General features: G+C 63.4%; 11 protein-coding genes. 7 read left to right on the top strand and 4 right to left on the bottom strand.

Annotation, left to right across the window (positions count from 1 at the left end; genetic code table 11):
• Window positions 1-287: 287 nt before the first annotated feature.
• The 3 genes from WT24_RS13935 (at window position 288) to WT24_RS34330 (ending at window position 2914) form a co-directional block, all read left to right on the top strand.
• The gene (locus WT24_RS13935; protein ID WP_059499809.1) at window positions 288-965 is read left to right on the top strand and encodes a heavy metal response regulator transcription factor; all 678 of its coding nucleotides are present in this window, start codon (window positions 288-290) and stop codon (window positions 963-965) included.
• Window positions 962-2422 (top strand): heavy metal sensor histidine kinase, encoded by a 1461-nt coding sequence (locus WT24_RS13930; protein ID WP_059790930.1) that lies wholly within the window; start codon window positions 962-964, stop codon window positions 2420-2422. The genes WT24_RS13935 and WT24_RS13930 overlap by 4 nt, the downstream gene beginning before the upstream one ends.
• Before the next feature lie 96 nt (window positions 2423-2518).
• Window positions 2519-2914, top strand: coding sequence for a hypothetical protein (locus tag WT24_RS34330; protein ID WP_156441793.1), 396 nt, complete (start codon window positions 2519-2521; stop codon window positions 2912-2914).
• Between the two features lie 133 nt (window positions 2915-3047).
• On the opposite strand, the gene WT24_RS35280 is transcribed toward WT24_RS34330, so the two are convergent.
• On the bottom strand, window positions 3048-3176 hold the full coding sequence (locus tag WT24_RS35280; protein WP_257127475.1) for a hypothetical protein: 129 nt from the start codon (window positions 3174-3176) through the stop codon (window positions 3048-3050).
• A gap of 150 nt (window positions 3177-3326) precedes the next feature.
• Here WT24_RS35280 and WT24_RS13920 point away from each other — a divergent pair, with 150 nt between their 5' ends.
• The 4 genes from WT24_RS13920 to WT24_RS13915 all read left to right on the top strand — a co-directional run bounded on the left by WT24_RS13920 (window position 3327) and on the right by WT24_RS13915 (window position 16781).
• The gene (locus tag WT24_RS13920) at window positions 3327-13181 is read left to right on the top strand and encodes a hemagglutinin repeat-containing protein (RefSeq protein WP_156441792.1); all 9855 of its coding nucleotides are present in this window, start codon (window positions 3327-3329) and stop codon (window positions 13179-13181) included.
• A gap of 723 nt (window positions 13182-13904) precedes the next feature.
• Window positions 13905-14144: a hypothetical protein gene (locus tag WT24_RS34325; RefSeq protein WP_156440540.1), complete on the top strand. Its 240-nt coding sequence runs from the start codon at window positions 13905-13907 to the stop codon at window positions 14142-14144.
• A complete protein-coding gene (locus WT24_RS34320; protein ID WP_156440539.1) occupies window positions 14141-14365 on the top strand; it encodes a hypothetical protein in 225 nt (74 codons plus the stop codon). The genes WT24_RS34325 and WT24_RS34320 overlap by 4 nt, the downstream gene beginning before the upstream one ends.
• 646 nt (window positions 14366-15011) lie before the next feature.
• Complete coding sequence (locus WT24_RS13915) at window positions 15012-16781, top strand: ShlB/FhaC/HecB family hemolysin secretion/activation protein (RefSeq protein WP_060034071.1); 1770 nt, start codon at window positions 15012-15014, stop codon at window positions 16779-16781.
• A gap of 155 nt (window positions 16782-16936) precedes the next feature.
• Here the strand turns inward: WT24_RS13915 and WT24_RS13910 are convergent, their stop codons facing one another.
• The 3 genes from WT24_RS13910 to WT24_RS13900 are packed head-to-tail and all read right to left on the bottom strand — an operon-like array spanning window position 16937 to window position 23145.
• On the bottom strand, window positions 16937-18397 hold the full coding sequence (locus WT24_RS13910; protein WP_060034068.1) for an efflux transporter outer membrane subunit: 1461 nt from the start codon (window positions 18395-18397) through the stop codon (window positions 16937-16939).
• A 31-nt stretch (window positions 18398-18428) separates the two neighbouring features.
• On the bottom strand, window positions 18429-19853 hold the full coding sequence (locus WT24_RS13905; protein WP_060034065.1) for an efflux RND transporter periplasmic adaptor subunit: 1425 nt from the start codon (window positions 19851-19853) through the stop codon (window positions 18429-18431).
• A 52-nt stretch (window positions 19854-19905) separates the two neighbouring features.
• Entirely contained in the window at window positions 19906-23145 is a 3240-nt protein-coding gene (locus tag WT24_RS13900; protein ID WP_060034062.1) for an efflux RND transporter permease subunit, read from the bottom strand.
• Between the last annotated feature and the right edge of the window lie 11 nt (window positions 23146-23156).

Here is a 23156-nt window from a genome sequence, read left to right as displayed (position 1 = left end):
TGTGGGGGCGGGCATCCGGCCGGACGAATTGCTCGTTCCGCCGCGTTGGAGCGGGTTCGGATTCATCGGGGGAGCGCTGGGAGTCGTTACGCGAACGATGCCGCGTTCTCGGATTTTCGTTGCGCGGCGCGATGCGAGCCATGTCGCGCGCTTCGCGGCCGTACGCCAGGATGACCGGCCGATTACCGTTTTGTCATCTACGTCGTTCGCGCCTGCACGGTGAGCGGCCGCGTCGCCGTTTCCGGGTAACATCGCCCGATGTCCCCATGCAAGCGACGGAGCCGGCCATGCGCATCCTGATAGTCGAAGACGAACCGAAGACGGGCGCGTACCTGAAGAAGGGGCTCGAGGAATCGGGCTTCAGCGTCGATCTCGCGAAGGACGGCGGCGAAGGGCTGACGCTCGCGCAGGAAGAGCGTTACGACGTGATCGTGCTCGACGTGATGCTGCCCGTGCTCGACGGCTGGGGCGTGCTCAAGCGGCTGCGCGACACGCACACGACGCCGGTGCTGTTCCTGACCGCGCGCGACGACGTGCAGGACCGCGTGCACGGGCTCGAACTCGGCGCCGACGACTATCTCGTGAAACCGTTCGCGTTCGTCGAACTGCTCGCCCGCATCCGCACGCTCGCGCGTCGCGGGCCGCCGCGCGAGACCGAACGCCTGACGGTCGGCGATCTGGACATCGACGTGGTGCGCCGCCGCGTGAAGCGCGGCGCCACGCGGATCGACCTCACGCCGCGCGAATTCTCGCTGCTGCAACTGCTCGCGCGCCGGCAAGGCGAGGTGCTGAGCCGGACGCAGATCGCATCGTACGTGTGGGACATGAATTTCGACAGCGACACCAACGTGGTCGAGGTCGCGATCCGGCGCCTGCGCGCGAAGATCGACGACGCGTTCCCGGTCAAGCTGATCCATACCGTGCGCGGCGTCGGCTACGTGCTCGAACCGAAGGACGACGCATGACGCGCCCGCGCTCGCTGGCCGCGACGCTCGCGCTCGCGTTCGCCGCGACCACGCTCGCCGCGTTCGCGCTCGTCGGCGCGTACGTGTATGCGGGCCTCGAGCGGCAGGTGAATACGCAGGACGACCTCGACATCGTGCTGGCCGCGCGTCACACGCGCCGGCTCGCGGGCGAGCTCGAGTCGCTCGATGCGGTTCGCGCGCACGCGGAGCGGCTGACGAGCCAGGTGCTGGGCAACGAGGCGCTGTCGATGGCCGCCGTCGATGCGCGGGGCGACGTGCTCGCACGTCACAACGTCCGGCTCGCCGCGCCCGACGATGCGCCTGCGGCCGCATCCGCTCCGCTGGCCGACGCGCAATTGTTCGCGCCGCACGCGGTGCCGGTTCCCGCGAACGACCGGATCACGGCCGACCGGCTCGTCACGTGGACTGCCGGCGGCGGCACGCCGATGCGCGGCGTCGTGATCGAGGCCACGCTCGGCGACCGCACGCCGATCCGCATCGCGATCGCCCGCAACATGCGCGACCGGGCCGATCTGCTCGACGGTTACCGCGACCGGCTCAAGCTCGCCGGCGGGCTCGGCGCGCTGTTCGCGCTGCTGCTCGGCTACTGGCTGATCCGCACGGCGCTCGCGCCGCTGCGCGAGATCGTCGACAACACCGGCCGGATCACGGTCGACAAGCTCGACACGCGGCTCGACGCGTCGCGCGCCCCACCCGAGTTGCGCGCGCTCGTCGATGCGCAGAATGCGATGCTCGGCCGCCTGCAGCAGGCGTTCGCGCATCTGTCGCAATTCAGCGCCGATCTCGCGCATGACCTGCGCACGCCGCTGAACAACATGCGCGGCGCCACCGAAGTCGCGCTCGCGCGGCCGCGTTCGGCAGACGAGTACCAGGCGCTGCTCGAATCGAATCTCGAGGAATACGATCGTCTCGCGCGGATGATCGAGAACGTGCTGTTTCTCGCGCGTGCCGAGCATCCGAGCTTCGTCACCCGGCAGCGCGCGTTCGACGTGCGCGACGAACTCGAGCGCATCGCGGAGTATTTCGAGGGGCTTGCCGACGAAGCGGGCTCGACGTTGCGCGTCGAAGGGCAAGGGCAGCTGACTGCCGATGTCGAGCTGTTTCGCCGCGCCGTCGGCAACCTGCTCGCGAACGCGCTGCGTTACACGCCCGCCGGCGGCGTCATCACGCTGAGCGTGGATGAAGCCGCCGATGCGGTGCGCGTCGTCGTCGCGAATCCGGGCGAGCCGATCGATCGCGCGCTGCTGCCGCGGATCTTCGACCGGTTCGTGCGCGGCGACCCCGCGCGTAGCGGCGGTGCGCCGGGTGGCACGGCCGGGCTCGGCCTTGCGATCGTGCGCTCGGTGATGGAACTCCACGGCGGTACCGCGCAGGTCGAAAGCGACACGCTCGGCACGCGTTTCACGCTTACGTTCAACCGGCTGGCGGCAGTGTGACGGTGGGTGCGGCGGCCATGCCGCCCGTCGCCTCGGCAACGCTGCCGATGGTGCTGCCGGCTTTGCGGGCGCGATTGCACGTGTCGCGACAGCGGATTGTCGATCCGTGCCGGCCGGCCGGGGCGGCGTCGGCTTGTCTGGCTCACCCATCAAGAATTCGATTGCGTCGTGCAGATCATGGCGAGCTTCAATCGCAGGGGATGCGTGGACGGGCTCTTCGTGTCGGCCAAAGTGGAGATAGCTGTCGTGCGATTCAACGATGGCTTCGTGCGCTGCCTCAAGAACATGATCCGGATACGGCGCGAACGCTTCCCATTCGTCGTCTTCATCGACATCGGCGACGCGCGTGCCGGTGGTGCCACGAGCCGGAGGGCGCGTGATGGGGGGAGAGGGTGTGTCGGCCGGTCCTTGGTCGCGAGCCAATGGAAACCCACCGCGATCATGGCGACGAGCGCGAGGCCCAGCCCGATCAGCACAAAGGTAGGGGGATGAGAGATCACGGAAACTCCTGAGCGAAGTGCGCCGATGCGGAAATGCAGCGGCGGAGCAGCCGTAGTTGGGCGTGCTGCGTGTATGTGGTTGAAAAAAGTTGATTGCGGAACCGCGATTCGACCTCGTAATTCTGTCAGCGATTTTCGAGATGGTGGGTGAGGTAATATTCGCGCGGATTGCCGCGGTCAATACTGTTGATACTTGCGACTAACAGAATGCGCTGTTTAGTTTGCCGGACGGGATTGCCGTTCGGCGCGCTCATCGCCAATTCGAGTGCGGAGAGCTTTTCCAGGTAGTTCGTCGCTTCTTCTTAGCAACGCTTAACAGTTGTTGACGCTGTTCTATCAGATTTCGTGCGATGTTCGCATCCCGTGAGAGCGGGTCGAACAAAAATCGCGAGTAGACCAAGGTTATGAATAAAAATCATTATCGGCTGGTATTCAGCCGTTTGCACGGGATGCTGGTCGCAGTGGAAGAAACGGCCAGTGCAGCGGGGAAAGCAAGCGCTGGTGAAACGCAGCGTGCCGTCGATCGCAGCGGTATGCATGGAGTGGCGCAGTTCGCGTTGCGTTTTGCCGCATTCGGTGCGCTGATTGCCGCGGGCGCGATACCGATGTGGGCACAGGCACAAATCGTCGGGGCAGGGTCGAATGCGCCGTCGGTGATCCAGACGCCCAATGGTCTGCCGCAAGTGAACATCAACAAGCCGGGTGGTGCCGGCGTTTCGCTGAATACCTACAATCAGTTCGACGTTCAGAAGAACGGCGCGATCCTGAACAACTCGCCGACGATCGTCAATACGCAGCAAGCCGGCTATATCAACGGCAACCCGAACCTGAGTGCGGGACAGGCGGCGCGCATCATCGTCAACCAGGTCAACAGCACGGCGGCCAGTCAGATCAAGGGATATGTCGAGATTGCAGGAAGCCGCGCGGAGATAGTGCTGGCGAATCCGGCCGGCATCGTCGTAGATGGTGGCGGGTTTATCAATACCTCACGCGCCGTCCTCACAACGGGTGTGCCGCAGTTTGGCGCGGATGGTTCACTGACCGGCTACAACGTATCGCGTGGGCTCATTACTGTGCAAGGTGCCGGCCTCAATGCGTTGAATGTCGATCAGGTCGATCTGATTGCCCGTGCCGTGCAGGCTAATGCCGCGATCTATGCAAAAGATCTGAACGTGATCGCCGGTGCGCAACAGGTCAATCATGACACGCTTGCCGCGACGCCAATCGCCGGAGACGGTCCTGCCCCGGCTGTCGCGATTGACGTGGCGCAATTGGGCGGTATGTATGCCAACAGGTTGTTTTTGGTTGGCAACTCCGCAGGCGTAGGTGTTGCGAACGCTGGGACGATCGCCGCGCAGGCCGGCGACTTGACGCTGCAATCGGATGGTCGGCTGGTGCTGACGGGCAAGACGACTGCGAGCGGCAATCTTACCGCAACCGGCAACGACATTCAGAACAACGGTACCACCTACGCCCAGCAGAATCTCAACGTCTCGGCGAACGGCGGCGCAGTGTCGAACGCCGGCGCGCTCGCCGCGCGGCAGAATACGACCGTCAACGCAGGCAGCGTCAATTCGACCGGCACCTTGGGTGCGGGCGTGAACAGCGACGGAGCCGTTGCCCAGAGCGGCGACCTGAACGTGACGACGACCGGACAACTAAACGCGAGCGGTCACAACCGGGCGGGTGGCAGCGCGAGTTTGCAGGCGGCCGCGATAGACCTGTCGAACAGCACGACATCGGCCAGCAGCGCCCTCACCCTGAACGCGACACAGGGCGATCTGAATCTCGCGCACGCAGTAGCAGTTGCAGGCGGTGCGCTGTCCGCGACCGCAGCGGGGGCACTCATCAACGATGGTGGCAATCTGTCGTCGGACGCTGCGCAAACGATTCATGCGGGCTCAGTGTCGAATGTCGGCGGGCAGATGGTGTCGGGCGCGTCGCTGGACCTGAACACGGCCGGAGCCGTCGACAACCGCCAAGGTCTGATGCAGGCGGCCGGCCGGGAGACGATTACCGGCGCGTCGATGGACAATTCAGGCGGCCGCGCCACGTCGCTCGGCACGGACGGCCTATCCGTGCATGTCAACGGTGCGCTGGTCAATGCAGCAGGCACGACCGCACAGGGCGCGGCGGGCGGTGTGATCGGCTCGAATGGCACGACCGGTGTATTGGCCGATACGATTGCGAATCAGGGGGAATTCAATTCCAAAACCGACCTGACCGTCCATTCGCGTACGCTGGACAATCACTCCGGTGCGCTGCTGGCAGGGGCGAAGCTCGACACGACCGTCGTTGAAGCGCTGAACAACAGTCAAGCGAAAATCTCCGGTTCCACCACCCATGTATCGGCCGCGTCGATCCAGAATGACGGCGGCTTAATCGATGGCGATACACTGGGCGTCACGACGACCGGCGACCTCCTGAATCGCGGCGGCGTGCTGCGTCAATACGGGCAGTCCGATCAACGCTTGTACGTTGGCGGGATGCTCGACAACGGTGCGTCGGGATCGATCGCGTCGAATGCGCAGAATCTTGGGATTTCGGCGCATGCGATTCAGAACGATACGGGTTCGATTCAGCACGCCGGCAAGGGCGCGCTTGACCTGAGCGCCAGCACGATTTCGAATAGCGGCCAAGTGCTGACGAACGGCGCGTTGCAGGTGACGGCCGACACGCTGTTGAACTGGGGAAAACTGGGTGCGAAGACGGATGCGACCGTCCGTGCACAGACCTTCGACAACCATTCAGGTAGCGTCACCGCCGGCGCAAAGCTCGATACGCACGTTGTTGGGGCGTTGAATAACCAGCAAGGGTTATTATCCGGTTCAACGAACATGATTTCAGCCGCTTCGGTCGACAATGGCCGGGGCATGATTGAGGGCGACGCGCTCGGCGTGACGACGGCAGGCGATCTGCTGAATCAAAACGGATCGATCCAGCAATACGGAAAAATCGATCAAACGCTTTCCGTTGGCGGCGCGCTCCACAACGAACAAGGGACCGTCACCACCAACGCGACGAACCTGACGATCAATGCGCAGTCGATGTCGAATGATGGCGGCAACGTCAGCCACACCGGCACCGGCCAGCTCGCGCTGACGACGACGGGCGCGATTTCGAATATCGGCGGCCAGATCGTCACCAACGGTGATTTGGTCTCGCGTTCGTCGCACCTGGACAATTCGAGCGGCGTGATGTCGTCCCAACACGTCGCAAACATTCTGGCGAATGCCGGCATCGTCAATGTGCACGGTACGTTTTACGGGAAGGATTCCCTCACCGCGTCCACGCAAGGCGACTATGTGAATTCGTTCGGCAGTACACAGTCGGGCGGAAATCTCACGGTATCGGCCGGCGGCGTGCTGTCGAACGATCGAGGCATCATGTCGGCCAACGGTGCGCACAGCACGATGGACGTATCCGCTTCGGACATCGTGAACCGCACGGGTACGCTTACCAATGCCGGGGATGGCGCGACCGTCCTGTCTGCCGCGACGATCGACAATAATGCCGGTACGGCGGGCGGCAACGGAGATGTGACCGTCAACGCGCAGCGCGTGACGAATACAAACAAGGCGAACCTCGTCGCCGGCAAGGCCGGAAATTTCAATATCGCGCAGTGGCTGGACAACTCCGGGGGCCTGCTTTACGGCGGCACGGTGTTCAACCTGAATCAGGCCGGTGCGACCGTGCTGAACGACAGCGGCAGAATGGAAGGCGGACAGGACGTATCCGTCAAGGTCGCGTTGTTGTCGAACCAAGCCGGTGCGATTCGCGCGAACCGCGATGTCGCGGTCAGCGGTGGTGTGACCGGCGATGGCGAAATGACCGCCGGTCTCAACCTCGGCCTGCACGTCGATGGCGACTATACGAACGGCGCAGCCAACCGTCTGCGCGCGGACGGCGACATGGACGTGTCGGCAACCGGCACGTTGACGAACGGCGGTACGCTGGCGGCGACCGGCGCATTGACGGTGAGCGGCAAGACAATCGTCAATCAGGCCGGGGCCGACATCAATTCGGCGACGACGACGGTCAACGCGGCCGATACGTTGACGAACGCCGGCACGATCGAGGGCGATTGGGTCGTGACCAACGGCACGACGCTCATGAACACCGGTGCGGTGATCGGCAACGACGTGCTGGTCAACACAACCGACGTGCAGAATACCGGGCCGAGCGCTGTGATCGCCGGTGCCAAAAAGGCACGCGTCTACGCCTCGAACTCGGTGACCAATAGCGACGGCGCGTTGATCTACAGCGCGGGCGATCTGGAAATCGGCAAGGATGGCACGCGCGACGCGTCGGGCATGCTCGCGAATCAGACCAACACGGTCACAAACGATTCGGCCAGCATCGAGGCCGACGGTAACATGGATGTCGCCGCGCACACGCTCGTCAATAAGCGCACGTCGATCGTGACTGAGCCGGGCACGCCGCAAAGCACGTCGTCGTCGCTGTCGCTGTACACCGGCGGTATCCCGATCGGCCGAAAGACCCAGTGGCACCGCAGTCTGACCTTCCCGCAATGGACTTGGGGCGGCGAAGCCGATCCGATTTCGGGGAACATGGCCGGCGCGTTGCGTAATCCGATTTCGATCACGGTGCCGAAATCGCAGGTCACGAATCTGAATGCGACCACGCAGACTTTTTCGCTGACGCAACCGATTGTCGAAACGTATCAGGACTTGAACTCGTGTGCGGACCTTTTGTGCGTCACTGCTACGGACCAGACACGCAACATCGCGACGAACGCGACGCAGACATACCAAAGCATTCAGGATAACGGCGCGACCTACACGATTACGTTCTGGCCGGACTGGGACCCCAAGACGCAGATGCGCCCGGATACGGTTCGGGTGCGTACCGATCTTGGCCCCGACTCGCACGATTACGTCGAAACGCAGCGTACCACCACAACCACGACGACTACGGACAAATTGATCAGTGCGTCCAATCCGGCGAAGATGCAGGCACAGGGCGCGATCCGGATCAACGCGGATGGCGGTTCGATCACGAACGAATCGTCGATCATGGCGGCCGGCGGCGATCTGGTCCGGCGCGCGACGGGCGGCACCGTTACCGACAAGGGAACGGTGCTGCAACAGACAGTCAGCGAACAGGACACGTCGACGTTCTACTGGCACCAGAAGACCGGGGGCGACAACGATACGCAGACCGTGAATTATCCCGTCACGCCGCTGCCGCCGACGACGATCGCGGCACTGCCGGCTATCGCCACCTCGAACCAGACGGTCCAGACGGACGCGCAATCGATCAATGTGCAGAGCGTCGACCGGCTCGGCCAGACCGTCACGGGTTCCGGTGTGACGGGCGGTAATGCGACCGGCACGCAGCTTGGCGGCCTGAACGGGCAGATTGCGGGACCGAATACGCCGACTGGCGTCACGGGTCAGACGAGCCGGCCGCAAACGCTCGGGAACGCGTCGAGCGGTATTCCGAACCTGACGCTGCCGACCAACGGGCTGTATACGTACCATCCTGCGCCCGATCAGGCGTTCTTGATCGCGACCGATCCGCGCTTCACGTCATATACGAAGTTCATATCGAGCGACTACATGCTCGGCCAGCTCGGCGTGAATCCGCAAACCACCATCAAGCGACTCGGTGACGGCGCGTATGAAGAACGGCTGGTGCGCGACCAGGTGACGCAACTCACCGGGCGCACGTTCCTCGCTGGCTATTCGGACAACCTCGACGAATACACGGCGCTGATGAACAACGGCGTTGCGTATGCGAAGGCGTTCAATCTCGCGGTCGGCGTCGGCCTGTCGGACGGACAGATGCGCCAGTTGACGTCCGATATGGTCTGGCTCGTCTCGCAGGACATCACCTTGCCCGATGGCTCGCACCAGACCGTGCTGGTACCCAAACTGTATCTCGCTCAAGCGAATACGGTCGATTTGCAGCACAGCGGTGCGATTGTGGTTGGGGGCAAGGTCAACCTTAACGGTACGGGGGACGTCGCGAACAGCGGTCATATCGTCAGCGACGTGGCGACGACGGTCATCGGCAACACCATCGTCAACCGGGGTGTGATCGGTAGCGGCGGCACGACGGCAGTGGCTGCCGTGCAGGATGTGCGCAACGTGAGCGGTCGGATCGGCGGAGTCGATACGGTGGTGCGAGCCGGTCGCGACATCACCAACGAAACCGATACCTTGGGCGCGTCCGGAGCGGCGAGCACGACGGGCCTGATCGGGCAAATTTCCGCGCAAGGCACGCGCGCGACGGGCGTGATTTTCGCCACCAACGACGTTCAGGCACTGGCTGGACGCGATATCAACGTGAGCGGCGCAGCAATCCAGTCCGGGCGTAATACGTCGGTCGGAGCAGGCCGCGACATCAACGTTGGCACGGTCAGTCTGAAGGCCACGCAGGACGTCGGCACGCGAGATGGCCTGAACGGTGGGCATGACGACGTGACGCAGCACGTCGGCAGCGCGATAACGGCGGGCGGCAATGTGACGACTGTCTCGGGACGCGACACGACGCTGACGAACGCGACCGTCAATGCCAAGGACAACGTCACGATAGTGGCGGGCGGCGATTTGACCGCGACGGCCGCGAAGGATACGCAGCACCACGACGAACGGTCGCTGGGCGGTAGCCTGACCCAGCATACGGCGTCGTCGTATGACGAAACCGCGCGCGGCACGGACATTCACGCGGGCAATAACGCGGTACTGGGTGCGGGCCAAGGTGCCGTTGCTTCAGCGATCCTCGCGGCCGGCGGCGTCACGGCTCAGACGGACGCGTCGCGAGCCGGCAACTTGAGTATCGCCGGTTCGAACGTGACGACCGGTCAGACGTTGGCCGATGGAACGACCTCGGGCGGCGCGACCAAACTGGTCGCCAAGGGCGACATCAACGTCGGCGCGGTCACCGAAACCCACGATTCGCAAAGCTGGGTGCACGACCAGCGCTCGGGTTTCGTGTCGAAATCCGAGACGACAGACGAGAAGACGTCGCATCAGGTGCAGTCGATCGGCTCGACTGTTTCGGGCGATACGGTATCGGGCAGTGCCGGACGCGATCTGACGGTGGCGGGTTCCACGGTTGCGTCGACGCACGACCTGTCGCTGGAAGCGGGGCGCAACCTGACGGTTACCACCACGCAGGATACGAGTAACAGTTCGAGCTTCCACGAGGAAAAGAAATCAGGCGTCGGCTCAGCCGGCAGCGGGATTTCGTATGGGAATCGCGACCAGAAGGATACGGCGCACGACAGTTCGGTGACGCAGAACGGCAGCCTCGTCGGCAGTACCGATGGCAGCGTGTCGATGAAGGCCGGCAATGATCTGCATGTCACGGGTTCGGACATCATCGCGGCGCAGGATGTGACCGGCACTGGCAAGAACGTAACGATCGATTCGGCGATCAATACGACCCACCACGACGAAACGCACGAAGTCAAACAAAGCGGTTTTACGTTGGCGTTGAAAGCGCCGGTCATCGACGCGGTGCAGAACGTGAATCAGCAGGCGCGCGGCGCGGGCCAGAGTCAGGACGGGCGCGCTGCCGCGCTGCATTCCATTGCAGCAGCGGGCGGCGTGGCCGACGCATACGGCGCAGCCAAGGGGCTCGCCAATTCACTGGCAAGCGCGGACGGCAAGCCGGAGGCGAAGGTCGAACTGAGCTTCGGTTCGTCGCAAAGCAAGTCGACATTTAGTGAAGACGGCACGCAGAATCGCGGCAGCAACGTGAAGGCGGACGGCATCGCTGCGTTCGTGGCGACGGGGGGCAAGAACGCGGGCCAAGGCAACCTGACGATCCAGGGCTCGGACGTGAATGCGAAGGACGTGCTGTTGCAGGCGACGAATCAGGTCAACCTGTTGAACAGCACGGATACCGACAGCACGCGCAGCACGAACAAATCGAGCAGTTCGAGCATCGGCGTGTCGTTCGGCACGGGCGGCTTCGGCGTGTCGGCCGCGATGTCGCGCGCGCACGGCGATGCCAATTCCGATGCGGCGATGCAGAACAACACGCACATCAACGCGAGCAACACTGCGACGATTGTGAGCGGCGGCGACACCAACATCATCGGTGCGAACGTCAACGCGAACAAGGTCGTCGCGGACGTAGGCGGCAACCTGAACCTCGCTTCGGTGCAGGATACGACCCATAGCGCTGCGCACCAAAGCAGCACGGCTGGCGGCTTCAGCATCAGTCAGGGCGGCGGCAGTGCGAGTTTCAGCGCACAGAACGGGCATGCGAGCGGAAACTACGCGGGCGTGAACGAGCAAGCCGGTATTCAGGCGGGTAGCGGCGGTTACGACATCAACGTCAAGGGCAACACTGACCTGAAGGGCGCGTATATCGCTAGTACGGCGACCCCGGACAAGAATCAGTTGACGACCGGCACGTTGTCGTTTTCGGACATTCAAAACCATTCGGAATACGACGCCAGCAGCGTTGGTGTGAGCGCGGGCGGTGGCATTGGCGACGGCGGCAACAATTACGCGACGCATGGGGCGACGAGCACGAACGGCAAGAACACGGGCGGCGCGTTGCCGCTGTATGTGAACGAGAGCGGTAGCAGTAGCGCGACGACGAAGAGCGCGATCGGCGACGGTCGCATCACGATCACGGATAAGGAGAGCCAGAAACAGGACATCGCGACGCTGAATCGAGATACGACCAATCTGAACGGTAAAGTCGACAAGACCCCGGACCTGCAACAGGTGCTGAGCAATCAGGGCGATCTGATGAACGCGGCGATGGCGGCATCGGAGGCAATTGCAAAGCAGATTGGCAACTATGCGGACAGGAAGGAGAAAGCCGCGCGCGATGCCGCCGCCGCGACCGACGATCCTGCGCTCAAGGCGCAATATTTGCAGGACGCGAAGAACTGGGCCGAAGGCGGCGATAATCGTGTTGCTCTGCACATTGCAGGCGGTGCACTGACCGGTGGATTGACAGCGGGCGGGCTGGGTGCGGCGGGCGGTGCAGCCGGTGCCGGGCTGTCAGCGAAGCTCGCCCCGGAACTGACGGAAATCGCGCAATCGATCAAGGATGCGGGGCCGACCGGCAACAAGAACGTCGACGAATTGCTGGGTAACGTTGCGTCGAACCTGTTGGCCGGCGGCGCGGGGGCGCTCGTGGGTGGTGGGACGGGTGCGTTGACATCGGCTGCGGTGGATCGCTTCAATAGACAGTTGCATCCGACTGAAATCACCGCCATTCGAGAGAAGGCACGGCAACTCGCGGCATCCGGCAAGATCGGCTACGATGAAGCGCTATCGCGTCTTTCGGCACAAGCGCTGCGTGACGTCGATCTGCAATTCGCGAAAGCGAATCCGGGTGTAGATGCACAGGCGCAGGTGTGGCTCGACCAAGTGAAGGCGGCGAATCCTGCGGGCTACAACAACATGCCCTTGTTTCAGGCGACGAGCGCGCAGTACAAAGACCCGAGCCTTTACGCGTATACGAAGTCGACGAATCGGGACGTGTATTTCGCGGCCAATTTGCCGGCGATCCCGGGGACGCTCAGCCCACGGAACCCGAGTATGAGTGCGATCGCGACGGGGAATGCCAAGGCAGTGGGCAACACATTGATCGACGTGTATAACAAGGCGCTGGGGGTTGCCGGTATCGATATGCCGAACGTCCAATTGCCACACATCTCGATGACGCCTGAGGAGCAGGCTGCTGCTGCTGCGACGGCGGTGATGGCATTGCCGTGGGGAGCTGAAGCGCTACTCGGACGTGGAAACGCGACCGCAGATTTGGCGCAAAGCGTCGGAGCTACTGGGAAGAACTATGTCGGGGGCGGTGCGCAACTTGCGGACGATACTAGTTTCTTGCTGGCGGAGCGTCAATTACCTGTCTCGCGTGGATCTCTCAGTGGTGATGCTGAAATGCCACCCGCGAATGCGCCAGCGGATCAGGTGCGAGCGGTGCAGCGTCAGAACGAGGCGGCGCAAATATTGGCTAATCATGGTTTGGACGTGGAACAACTGCCTAACAGCGGCTTGCCAGGACCTAATCCGGATCTCAAAATCAATGGCCAGATTGCGGACGTCTATTCGCCGACAACCAAGAATCTGCAAACCATTTGGGATAACGTTGCGAAGAAAGTGCAAACGCAAGCGCAGAATGTGGTGATCAATCTTGCGGATTCGCCCCTGAGCGGGACCGATGTGGCGCAATTTCTACAGCGAAACCCGGTGGCTGGTATGAACACAGTTACCATTATAAAGAACGGCGCGGTGATCGTCGTTGGGAGATAAAAATGTCATTAATGATGATGCTTGAGATGGAGAGGAATGTAAACGTCGATTCAGTTCGGTCGGCGTTGGTTCGATGCGAGGGGGAATTGTTGAATGATGAAAGTGAGGGATTTGACGGAAATTTCCAATTTACGAATATGTTTTTCTCATTTCGCAAACTCCAGGCGGGAAGAGTCAAGACGGAAGATTTCGAGTGCGACTGGGAAGTCGGTGCAGAAATGACATTCGTATATGTAATATCTGAATTGGAGCGTTGTAAGTCGCAAATGCGCAGTTTTCTCGAGGAGTTTTCGAAAACAAATGCGTGCAATTGGGTATTGTCGTTTCAATTTGAGTCTGTATACGCATACCGGGAGGCATCGTCGATTAAGTGGTTGAAAGAATTGTAGATCCTGGATTGATCTGATGTTCGATATCGCCAAATCGTGCAGGAGGAACCGAGTGAATTGATGCATTCGTCGACTGGGCTTCGGAGAAGACGCGAAGAACTTGCCGCGTGACGTGGCGAATTCGGTGGCGGACCGAAGACGCCGAGCGGGCCAGCAGGGGCCACGGTTATGGTAGGTGCTGTACCGTGTAGATCGGTGTCTTGTGTCTGACTGTGAACGCTGCCCCTGTCGTGACGCCGGGCGGGTCTGTTTTGTCGAGTGGTGGAAATGGAGACGGTCAATCGAATTCAACGATTGGTGGAAAAAGCGTTAGCGATATTTCCGATGCAGCAAAATGCAAAAACATGGCAAGCATACGGATAGCGCGTTTCCAAATGCAAAGAGTAGTCCAGCAGAAATCAATGAACAAGGGCAGCAAATTGTTTGTAGCATCCTGAATGATCCCGGACGTACGGTGACGCAGCGCGAGACAGGGCGCTTTGGTAACGTGGTTGATATTGCGGCAACTGGTGGTCGAAGGGTGCGTTACTATGGCGATGGTAAATTCATTGGTTTCATGGAGCCGCCGAAATGAGTGCTTTGACTGCGCAGGTAGCAAGCGTTGTGGATCGAGATAGTTTGGTTTATGAAATATGGTTTGAAGCCAAGCAACTCGCAGAAATATCGAAGGAGCCGGGGTGTGATTACGTTATTGAATTGTACGGGCCCGAGAATGCCCGAGCGTGGCGCGTGAATTTACAAGAGTTCAAATCATTGATAGATCAAGGTATCAAAGAGTTGATGAATAATCCGTGACGCTCGGCTCTCGCGACGTGCTTCAGCGTAACACGGGGAGCGTCGCTGGTCTTGACGACACGTTGGGTTTTGTTTTCTAATTTTCATAAAAAAATAACGACATAGTTAAGATTGATTTGATCCGATTTAAAGAGTTGTTGCCATGAGAAAAATTTATTTTCACGGAGGGTGCTCCATGTATGAGCTTGGCTCTACATTGGATGTGAGATTCTTTTTTAATGTCTTGATGTATTCGTCGCGGGAAGGCGTCCGGGGCTAGATTGGGCTCTACTAACGGATCGATTGTATCGACCATATATTCGCTTAGAAGAATCTAGGTGAGGTTCAAGTCTTAACACGTCAAGCAAGGCAAATTTTTATGAAGATGTCGGCATCTTCAGTTGATTGGTGTGAAATGTAAAATAATTCATTCATCGCGTGCCTTGATTTGAATTGGAGTGGCTTGAGTGATATATTTTTTGGAAATATCTTGGTTGAGCCGGGCAGGCATGCAATTCGGTAAAAATTATTTTTGATGAATTTAATATCTACAATCCTGTTCGATTTGTAATTGCGGATTTTCCGGGATTATATCGTGATCAGAAGAAACCACTGGCTGAGTACGATGCGCTGGAAGGTCAACCGTTCTGGCAACAATAAATTGACAATGAAATCGACACGGTACTCCCGTCGTGTACGTTGGCTGCCGATCTTTGCTCTTGCGCCGTTTGCAGTGCAGGCACAACAAGCGCCGTCACCTGCCGATCAAGCTGCCGCCGCTCGCGCGAATGCTGAACAGGATCGGCAAGCACAGCAGCAACGCGACGCGCAACAGCGCGACGCAGCGCTGCGTACCCCTTCTGTGCGTTCAGACGTACCGCGCGTCGAAATGTATCCATTACTACCGAGCGAACAGCCGTGCTTCCGGATCGACCGCTTTACGCTCGACGTGCCGGACTCGTTGCCGGCCGCCACGAAATCGGCAGGCGCATCCGCGCTGCCGATGGATCGTTTCGCCTTTGCGCGCGAATGGCTCGCCCACTATGCGGGCCAGTGTGTCGGCAAGCAAGGTGTCGATACGATCGTCAAGGGCATCTCTGCAGCGATTTTGTCGCGCGGCTACGTGACCACGCGCGTGCTTGTTCCTGAGCAAGACCTGTCGAGCGGGATGCTGAAACTATCGCTGATTCCCGGCATGGTTCGACACGTGCGCTTCTCCGACGAGAAATTGCGTGGCGCCTGGAAGACCGCCTTCCCGACTGGCGACGGCGAACTCCTGAACCTGCGCGACTTGGAACAGGGACTCGAGCAAATGAAGCGCGTGACGAGCCAGGACGTGTCGATGCAGATTGTGCCGGCCGACGTGCCCGGCGAGAGCGACGTCGTGCTCGACGTGAAACGCGGCAAGCCCTGGACGGTTGTTGCGTCGATCGACAACTCGGGTACCCGCGCTACCGGCAAGCTGCAAGGCAACCTGTCGCTCGGTATCGACAACCCGCTCGGGTTGAACGACATCTTCAACATCGGCGCGAGTCAAGACCTTGAACTCGGTGACAAGCGCCTTGGCTCGCACGGTTGGAACGGTTTCTATTCAATCCCGTGGGGCTACTGGACCGCGACGCTGTCCGCGTACACGAACACCTACTACCAACAGATCGCCGGCGTGAATCAAACATTCGTGGCGAGCGGCAATTCAAAGACGGTCGATTTCAAGCTGGCCCGAGTGCTTGCCCGTAGCCAGAATGATGTGTTCGGTGCGTACGCTCGCCTGTCGCGTCGTTTCGGACAAAGCTTTATCGAAGACACCGAGATTTCGCAGCAGCGCCGCAATAACACGATGATCGAACTCGGCCTGACCGATCGCCACTACTTCGGCGGCGCGCAGTTCGATGGCTCGCTTGCGTATCGGCAAGGCGTTGGTGGATTGGGTGCTCAGGATGATCTGTTGGCGGCGGGTGGTGGGCCGACCTATCGGTTCAAGATGGCCGTGTTCGATGCGAATCTGTCGGTGCCGTTCGCGATTGCGCAGCAGCCGTTCCGGTACGTCACGACGTTCCACGGCCAGTACACCGGCAACACGCTGTACTACATCGATGACCTGACGATCGGCAGCCGCTACACGGTGCGCGGTTTCGACGGCGAAACGATGCTCGCCGCGGCGCGCGGCTTTTACTGGCGCAACGAACTACAGGCGCCGATCGGGCAGACCGGGCAAGCAGTCTATGCCGGCATTGACTACGGTCGTGTATGGGGCCCGCAACCGGTGGCATTGGTGGGTACGCAACTGGCAGGTGCGGTGATCGGCGTGAAAGGCAGCGTCGCGACGCGTTTCGGTGGGTACGGCTACGACCTGTTCGCCGGCACGCCGATCTACAAGCCGTCCGGATTCCCCACGGCGCGTGTCACGGTCGGTTTTCAGGTGACGGCCCAGTTCTGAACGTGATGAGTCGAGACACGTCTCCGACCCGTACGCGTCGCAAGCACGACGCTGCATATGCCCGTCTGGTTAAGGTTGCCGCCGAGCGCGGGCTTACGTTGCTGACGAAGGAATGGGGCGGGTGATTTGACCGTGGGAATCGCGGTGTGTGGCGACTACAACGCATCCGTGCCTGCACCCACGCTAACCTGCCAACTACCGCCCAACGCCTTCAGCAACCCGACTTCTGCCTCGATCCGGCGCGCGTCGATCTGATCGGTCGTGCGCCGATTCGTCAGCGCGATCGTCTGCGCGGTCACCACGTCCAGATAGCTGACGGCGCCCGCGTTGAAGCGATTCGTCGTCAGCCGCAGCGACAGATCGGCCGCGTCGGTCGCGCGCTGCTGGCTGTCGGCTTCGGACGCGAGTGCGTCAAGCGCCGACAACTGATCCTCGACCTGCTGGAACGCGACGAGCACGGTGTGCCGGTAGTCGGCGACCGCACCGTCGTATTGCGCGTGCGCGCCGCGCAGCGACGCGCTGCGGCGGCCGCCGTCGAACAGCGTGCCGGCGAGCTGCGGGCCGAGCGACCAGAACAGGCTCGGCGCGGTGAGCCACGGTGCGAAGAACGAACTCTCGAGGCCGACGCTCGCCGACAGCACGAGATCCGGGAAGAACGCGGCGCGCGCCTCGCCGATCCGCGCGTTCGCGGCCGCGACACGGCGCTCGGCCGCCGCGATGTCGGGCCGCCGCTCCAGCAGTTGCGACGGCACGCCGGCCGGAATGGCCGGCACGTGGAACGCCTGCACGCGCGGCGGCAGCACGAATGTCGACGCGTTCTCGCCGACGAGCGTCGCGATCGCGTGCTGCAACTGCGCACGCGACGCGTCGATATCGGTGTCCTGCGTACGCGTCGATTCGAGCTGGGTCTCGGCTTGTGCGACCGCCGACGCATCGATCGCACCGGCCGCGAGTTGCCGCTTGAGCAGCGTCAGTGCGTCCGCGTACGCGCGCACGGTGTCGTCGAGCAGTTGCTTCTGCGTGTCGAGCGAGCGCAGCGCGAAATAGTCGGTCGCGAGTTCGGCCGTGACCGACAGCTTCACGGCCTGCAGATCGGCCGCGCTCGCGGCGGCGTCCGCCTGCGCGCCCGTCACCGCGTCGCGTACGCGGCCGAACACGTCGGGTTCCCAGCTCGCGGCCACGCCCGCCTGATAGTCGGGCGTCGCCTTGCCGGCAAGCGACGAGCCGAGCCGGTTTTGCGACACGCGCGCGCGGCTTTGCGCGGCGCCCGCAGTGATCGTCGGCAGGAACCCGGCGTGCTGATAGTCGACCGTCGCGCGCGCCTGCTGCAACTCGGCGACGGCTTTCTTCACCGTCTGGTTCGACACGTCGACGCGCGCTTCGAGCGCATTCAGGTCGGCATCGTCGAAGACGGTCCACCAGGCGCCGCGCGCGGCGGCGTCGGCCGGCGTCGCGGTGCGCCAGCCGGACTGCGCGGCCGGTGCGCCCGCGTAGTTCGCGGGTACCGCGACGGCGGGCGGCGAATACGGCGGCAGCGTCGAGCAGGCGGTCAGTGCGGCCACGGCGCCGAGCGCGGCGACGCGGCGGGCGAACGGGAGCGGGTGAAGGAAGCGCATGGCGGATATCTCGTGAGTCGTCGTCGATGAGTCAGCCGCGCGCGGGCGCCGAGACCGGCGCCGATGCGGCCGTCGCGGCACCATCGGCGCCGACGGCACGCATCGGCGGCGCGCCGCGCGCGGCGGCGGAGGAGGCAGAGGCAGAGGCAGAGGCAGAGGCAGGTTGCGCGGGGCGCGCAGCTGAGGCGGCAACCGGCGCCGCATCGTGCGCGGTCGACACGATCTTCACGGCTTCGCCGGCCGTGATCGCATCGCCCGGGTTGTCGATCACGCGATCGGTTGCCGCGAGCCCCGCGACGATTTCGACGCGCGTGCCGAAATCGCGTCCGATCTGCACGGTCTTCAGCGCGGTTCGGCCGTTCGCGCCGACGGTGGCGACCGTCACGCCGTTCGGCCGGAACAGCAGTGCACTGACCGGCAGATCGAGCGCCGGCGCCGCGCTCGGCACGGCGAGATGCGCCTGCGCATACGCGCCGGGCATCAGCGCGCCATCGTGGTTGTCGACGTCGATCTCGACGCGCAGCGTGCGCGTGACGGGATCGATCGCGCCCGCGCTGCGCGCGACCCGCGCGGCAAGCCGCCGCCCCGGATACTGCGGCGTCGTCAGGTAGACCGGCGTGCCGGTCGATACGCCGGCCGCGCTGTCCTGCGGCACGTCGACGAACACGCGCAGCGTGTCCGTCTGTTCGAGATGGAAGAGTTCGCCGGACAGGCCCGGGCTGCCCGGCGTGCCGCCCGCGGTGACCAGCGTGCCGACGTCGACGTTGCGTGCGGTGATCACGCCGTCGAACGGCGCGGTGACGGACTCGTACGACACGAGTTCGGCAAGATGCGCGACGTTGGCCTGCGCGGACGCGAGCATCGCGCGCTTCGCGTTCATGTCCGCGACCTTCGTGTCGGTGTCCTGCTGCGAGACCGATTGCGTGTTCAGCATGTCCTGCCAGCGCTGCGCGGTCGATTTCGCATAGTCGTAGTTCGCCTGCGCGCTCGCTTCGTCGGCGCGCGCCTGGCGCAATTGCGCGTCGAGATCGGGCGCCGAGATCCGCGCGAGCGTCTGGCCGGCCTTCACGTGCGTGCCGAGATCGGCGCTCCAGTGCGCAACGTAGCCGCTCGTGCGCGCATAGATCGACGCGTCCGCATAGGGCGCCACCGAGCCGGGCAACGTCAGCGTCTGGTCGGCCGGCGCCGCGCCGGGCACGACGACCGACACCGGCAGCGCCTGCTGCGCGGCCACCTGCGCACGCTGCGCGGCGCGTGCATCGATACGCGGCACGATGCCGAGCGCGAGCAGCGCGGCGGCGAGCGCGACGGCCGCGAGCGGCACGGCGAGCTTGCGGGCGCGGCGAGGCGGCGGCGTGTCGGGGGCGGCGCCGCGTGCGGCGGGCGGCACGGCTGCGGGCGCGGTGGCCGCTTCGGCGGCGGGCGGTGGGGCGACGGGTTCGATCGAGTCGTTCATGATGGGTCCGGGTCGGGCGAATCGAAGGATGAGAAGGGGCGGCCGTCTGCACTCAACGCAGCACTGGCGTGTCGGGCGCGCGCTGCACACGCCGCGCGGCCGCGGCGTCGCGACGCCGCGCGAGCCACGCGTGAACGAAGCCGAACAGCACCGGCACGAACAGCAGCGTCGAGCACGTGCCGAACGCGAGGCCGCCGATCACCGCGCGGCCGAGCGGCGCGTTCTGCTCGCCGCCGTCGCCGAGGCCGAGCGCCATCGGCAACATGCCGATCAGCATCGCAAGCGCGGTCATCACGACGGGCCGGAAGCGGCTGAAGCCTGCGTCGAGCGCGGCCTGCCACGGCGGCGCGCCGGCCGCGAGCAACTCACGCGCCGCGTTCACGACGAGAATGCTGTTCGCGGTCGCGATGCCGATACACAGGATCGTGCCGGTCAGCGCGGGCACCGACAGCGTGGTGCCCGTGACGAACAGCATCCACGCGATGCCGGCGAGCGACGCCGGCAGCCCGCCGACGATCACGAGCGGATCGAGCCACGACTGGAAGTTCACGACCATCAGCAGGTAGACCAGCGAGATCGCGAGCGCGAGGCCGCCGAGCAGGCCCGAGAACGACTCGTGCATCGCCTGCACCTGGCCGCGCAGCACGATCGACGAGCCGGGCGGCAGTTGTGCGCGCGCGGCGTCGACGAGCTTCGTCACGTCGGCCGTGACGCCGCCGAGATCGCGCCCCTGCACCGCCGCGAAGATGTCGAGCACCGGCTGCACGTTGTAGTGCGACACCACGGCCTGCTGGGTCGAGCGCGAGAACGTGCCGAGCGCGCCGAGCAGGTTCTGTGCGGACGCGCCCGCGGCCGGGCCGCCGGCCGGCGTCTGCGGCGTGCTCGCGGTGCCGGCGGGCAGCGGCACGTTCGCGAGCGACTGCAGCGAATTCACCGTGTATTGCGGCGTCTGCACGAGCACCGGGTAGCTGACGCCGTTGCGCGGATCGAGCCAGAAGTTCGGCGTCGTCTGCGAGCTGCCGGACAGCGCGATCAACAGGTTCTGCGCGACGTCGCGCTGCTGCAGGCCCGCCTGGATCGCCTTCGTGCGGTCCACGTTCACGTCGATCGCCGGTTCGTCGCCGGGCTGCTGGATGCGTGCGTCGACGAGCCCGCGCACGCCGCGCAGCTTCGCGAGCAATGCATTCGCAACCGCGCGGTTCTGGTCGAGCTTGTTGCCGACGATCTGGATGTCGATCGGCGCCGGCAACCCGAAATTGAGGATCTGGCTGACGATGTCGGCCGGCAGGAACGCGAACGTCACGCCGGGGAACGACTGCGCGAGCACGTTGCGCAGCGTCGCGACGTAGGCGGCGGTCGACGCGTGATTCGGCTTCAGCGTGACGAGCACGTCGGCGTCCTCGGTGCCGATCGGGTCCGACGAATCGTACGTGAGGTTGATTCCGCTGACCGGCACGCCGATGTTGTCGAGCACGCCGGCGAGTTGGTTCGCCGGAATCACGCCGCGGATCTTCGCTTCGACTTCGTTGGTCAGCCGTGCGGTTTCCTCGATCCGCGTGCCGGTCGGCGCGCGCAGATGCAGGCGGATCTCGCCGGTGTCGACCGACGGGAAGAAGTCCTGCCCGGCGAACGCGTAGAGGCCCGTCGATGCGACGCATGCGAGCAGGAACGCGGCCGCGAAGCGGCGGCGCCGCGCGATCGCCGCGGACAACAATGCGCGATAGCGCAGCCGCACGGCCTCGAAGCGATGCTCGAACGCCGCCTGGAAACGCGCGATGCGTGCGAATACGCCGCGCGGCGGCCGGCCGCTCCCTTTGGCGCGCATCAGCGCCATCGCGAGCGTCGGCACCAGTGTGCGCGAGAAGAAGTACGACGCGATCATCGCGAAGATCACGGCCTCGGCCAGCGGCACGAACAGATAGCGCGCGACGCCCGTCAGCAGGAACATCGGCACGAACACGATGCAGATCGACAGCGTCGACACGAAGGTCGGCACCGCGATCTCGCCCGCACCGGTCAGGATCGCGTCCTCGAGCGGCGCACCGAGCTCGAGATGATGCGTGATGTTCTCGATCGCGACGGTCGCGTCGTCGACGAGGATCCCGACCGCGAGCGCGAGCCCGCCGAGCGTCATGATGTTGATGGTCTGGCCGAGCGCGGACAGCGCGAGCAGCGACGTGAGCACCGCGAGCGGGATCGTGACCGCGATGATCAGCGTCGCGCGCCAGCTGCCGAGAAACAGCAGGATCATCAGCGCGGTCAGGCAGGCGGCGATCAGCGCTTCGCGCACGACGCCCTGGACCGCCGCCTTCACGAACACGGACTGATCGTCGAGCGGCGCAATGTGCAGCGCCTTCGGCAGCCCGGCCGCGATCTTCGGCAGCATCGCCTTCACCTGGTCGATGATCGTCAACGTTGACGCGCTGCCGGTTTTCTCGACCGTCAGCAGCGCCGCGCGCTTGCCGTCCGCCCGCACGATGTTGGTCTGCGGCGCGTAGCCGTCGCGAACGTGCGCGACGTCGCGCACGTACACGACATTGCCGCCGATCGTCTTCACCGGCAGGTCGTTCAGCGCGGCGACCGTCTGCGTGCTGCCGTTCATCTGCACGTTGTATTCGTGTGTGCCGATTTTCGCGGTGCCGCCCGGCAGGATCAGGTTCTGCGCATTGATCGCGTTGACGACGTCGATCGGTGCGAGCCCTTTCGCCTGCAGCGCGCGCGTATCGAGGTCGACGACGATCTGGCGGATCTTGCCGCCGAACGGCAGCGGCACGGCCGCGCCCTGGACGGTCGCGAGCTGGGTGCGGATGAAGCTGTTGCCGAGATCGTACAGCTGCTGCTCGGCGAGCGTGTCGCTCGACAGCCCGAGCTGCAGGATCGGCACCGTCGACGCGTTGTACGTGATGATGTTCGGCGGCAGCGTGCCGGGCGGCAGGATGCGCAGGATCGACGCGGCGTTGCTCGCGGCTTCCGCGATCGCGCGATTGATGTCGGCGCCCGGGTGGAAGAAGATCTTCACGACCGACACGCCGTTCAGCGACTGCGACTCGATGTGCTCGATGTCGTCGACGTCGGACGTGAGCGCGCGTTCGTAGTTCGACGTGATCCGCTTGGCCATGTCCTCCGCGGAGAAGCCGTTGTACGACCAGACGATGCTGACGACCGGAATGTCGATGCTCGGGAAGATGTCGGTCGGCGTGCGCAGCAGCGCGAGCGGTCCCGCGATGAAGATCAGCAGCGCGAGTACGACGAACGTGTAAGGCCTGCGTAACGCCAGCCGGACGATCCACATGATGGTGCTCC

It is taken from the genome of Burkholderia sp. MSMB1078WGS, assembly GCF_001528895.1.
Taxonomy (GTDB): domain Bacteria; phylum Pseudomonadota; class Gammaproteobacteria; order Burkholderiales; family Burkholderiaceae; genus Burkholderia.
This window is presented reverse-complemented; position numbering and strand designations above follow the sequence as displayed.

Excerpts from the sequence above, each read along its gene's own strand:
- WT24_RS13935 (WP_059499809.1), top strand. The coding sequence starts at position 288 with ATGCGCATCCTGATAGTCGAAGACGAACCGAAGACGGGCGCGTACCTG.
- WT24_RS13930 (WP_059790930.1), top strand. The coding sequence starts at position 962 with ATGACGCGCCCGCGCTCGCTGGCCGCGACGCTCGCGCTCGCGTTCGCC.
- WT24_RS35280 (WP_257127475.1), bottom strand. The coding sequence starts at position 3,176 with ATGAGCGCGCCGAACGGCAATCCCGTCCGGCAAACTAAACAGCGCATT.
- WT24_RS13920 (WP_156441792.1), top strand. The coding sequence starts at position 3,327 with ATGAATAAAAATCATTATCGGCTGGTATTCAGCCGTTTGCACGGGATG.
- WT24_RS34325 (WP_156440540.1), top strand. The coding sequence starts at position 13,905 with ATGCAAAAACATGGCAAGCATACGGATAGCGCGTTTCCAAATGCAAAG.
- WT24_RS34320 (WP_156440539.1), top strand. The coding sequence starts at position 14,141 with ATGAGTGCTTTGACTGCGCAGGTAGCAAGCGTTGTGGATCGAGATAGT.
- WT24_RS13915 (WP_060034071.1), top strand. The coding sequence starts at position 15,012 with ATGAAATCGACACGGTACTCCCGTCGTGTACGTTGGCTGCCGATCTTT.
- WT24_RS13910 (WP_060034068.1), bottom strand. The coding sequence starts at position 18,397 with ATGCGCTTCCTTCACCCGCTCCCGTTCGCCCGCCGCGTCGCCGCGCTC.
- WT24_RS13905 (WP_060034065.1), bottom strand. The coding sequence starts at position 19,853 with ATGAACGACTCGATCGAACCCGTCGCCCCACCGCCCGCCGCCGAAGCG.
- WT24_RS13900 (WP_060034062.1), bottom strand. The coding sequence starts at position 23,145 with ATGTGGATCGTCCGGCTGGCGTTACGCAGGCCTTACACGTTCGTCGTA.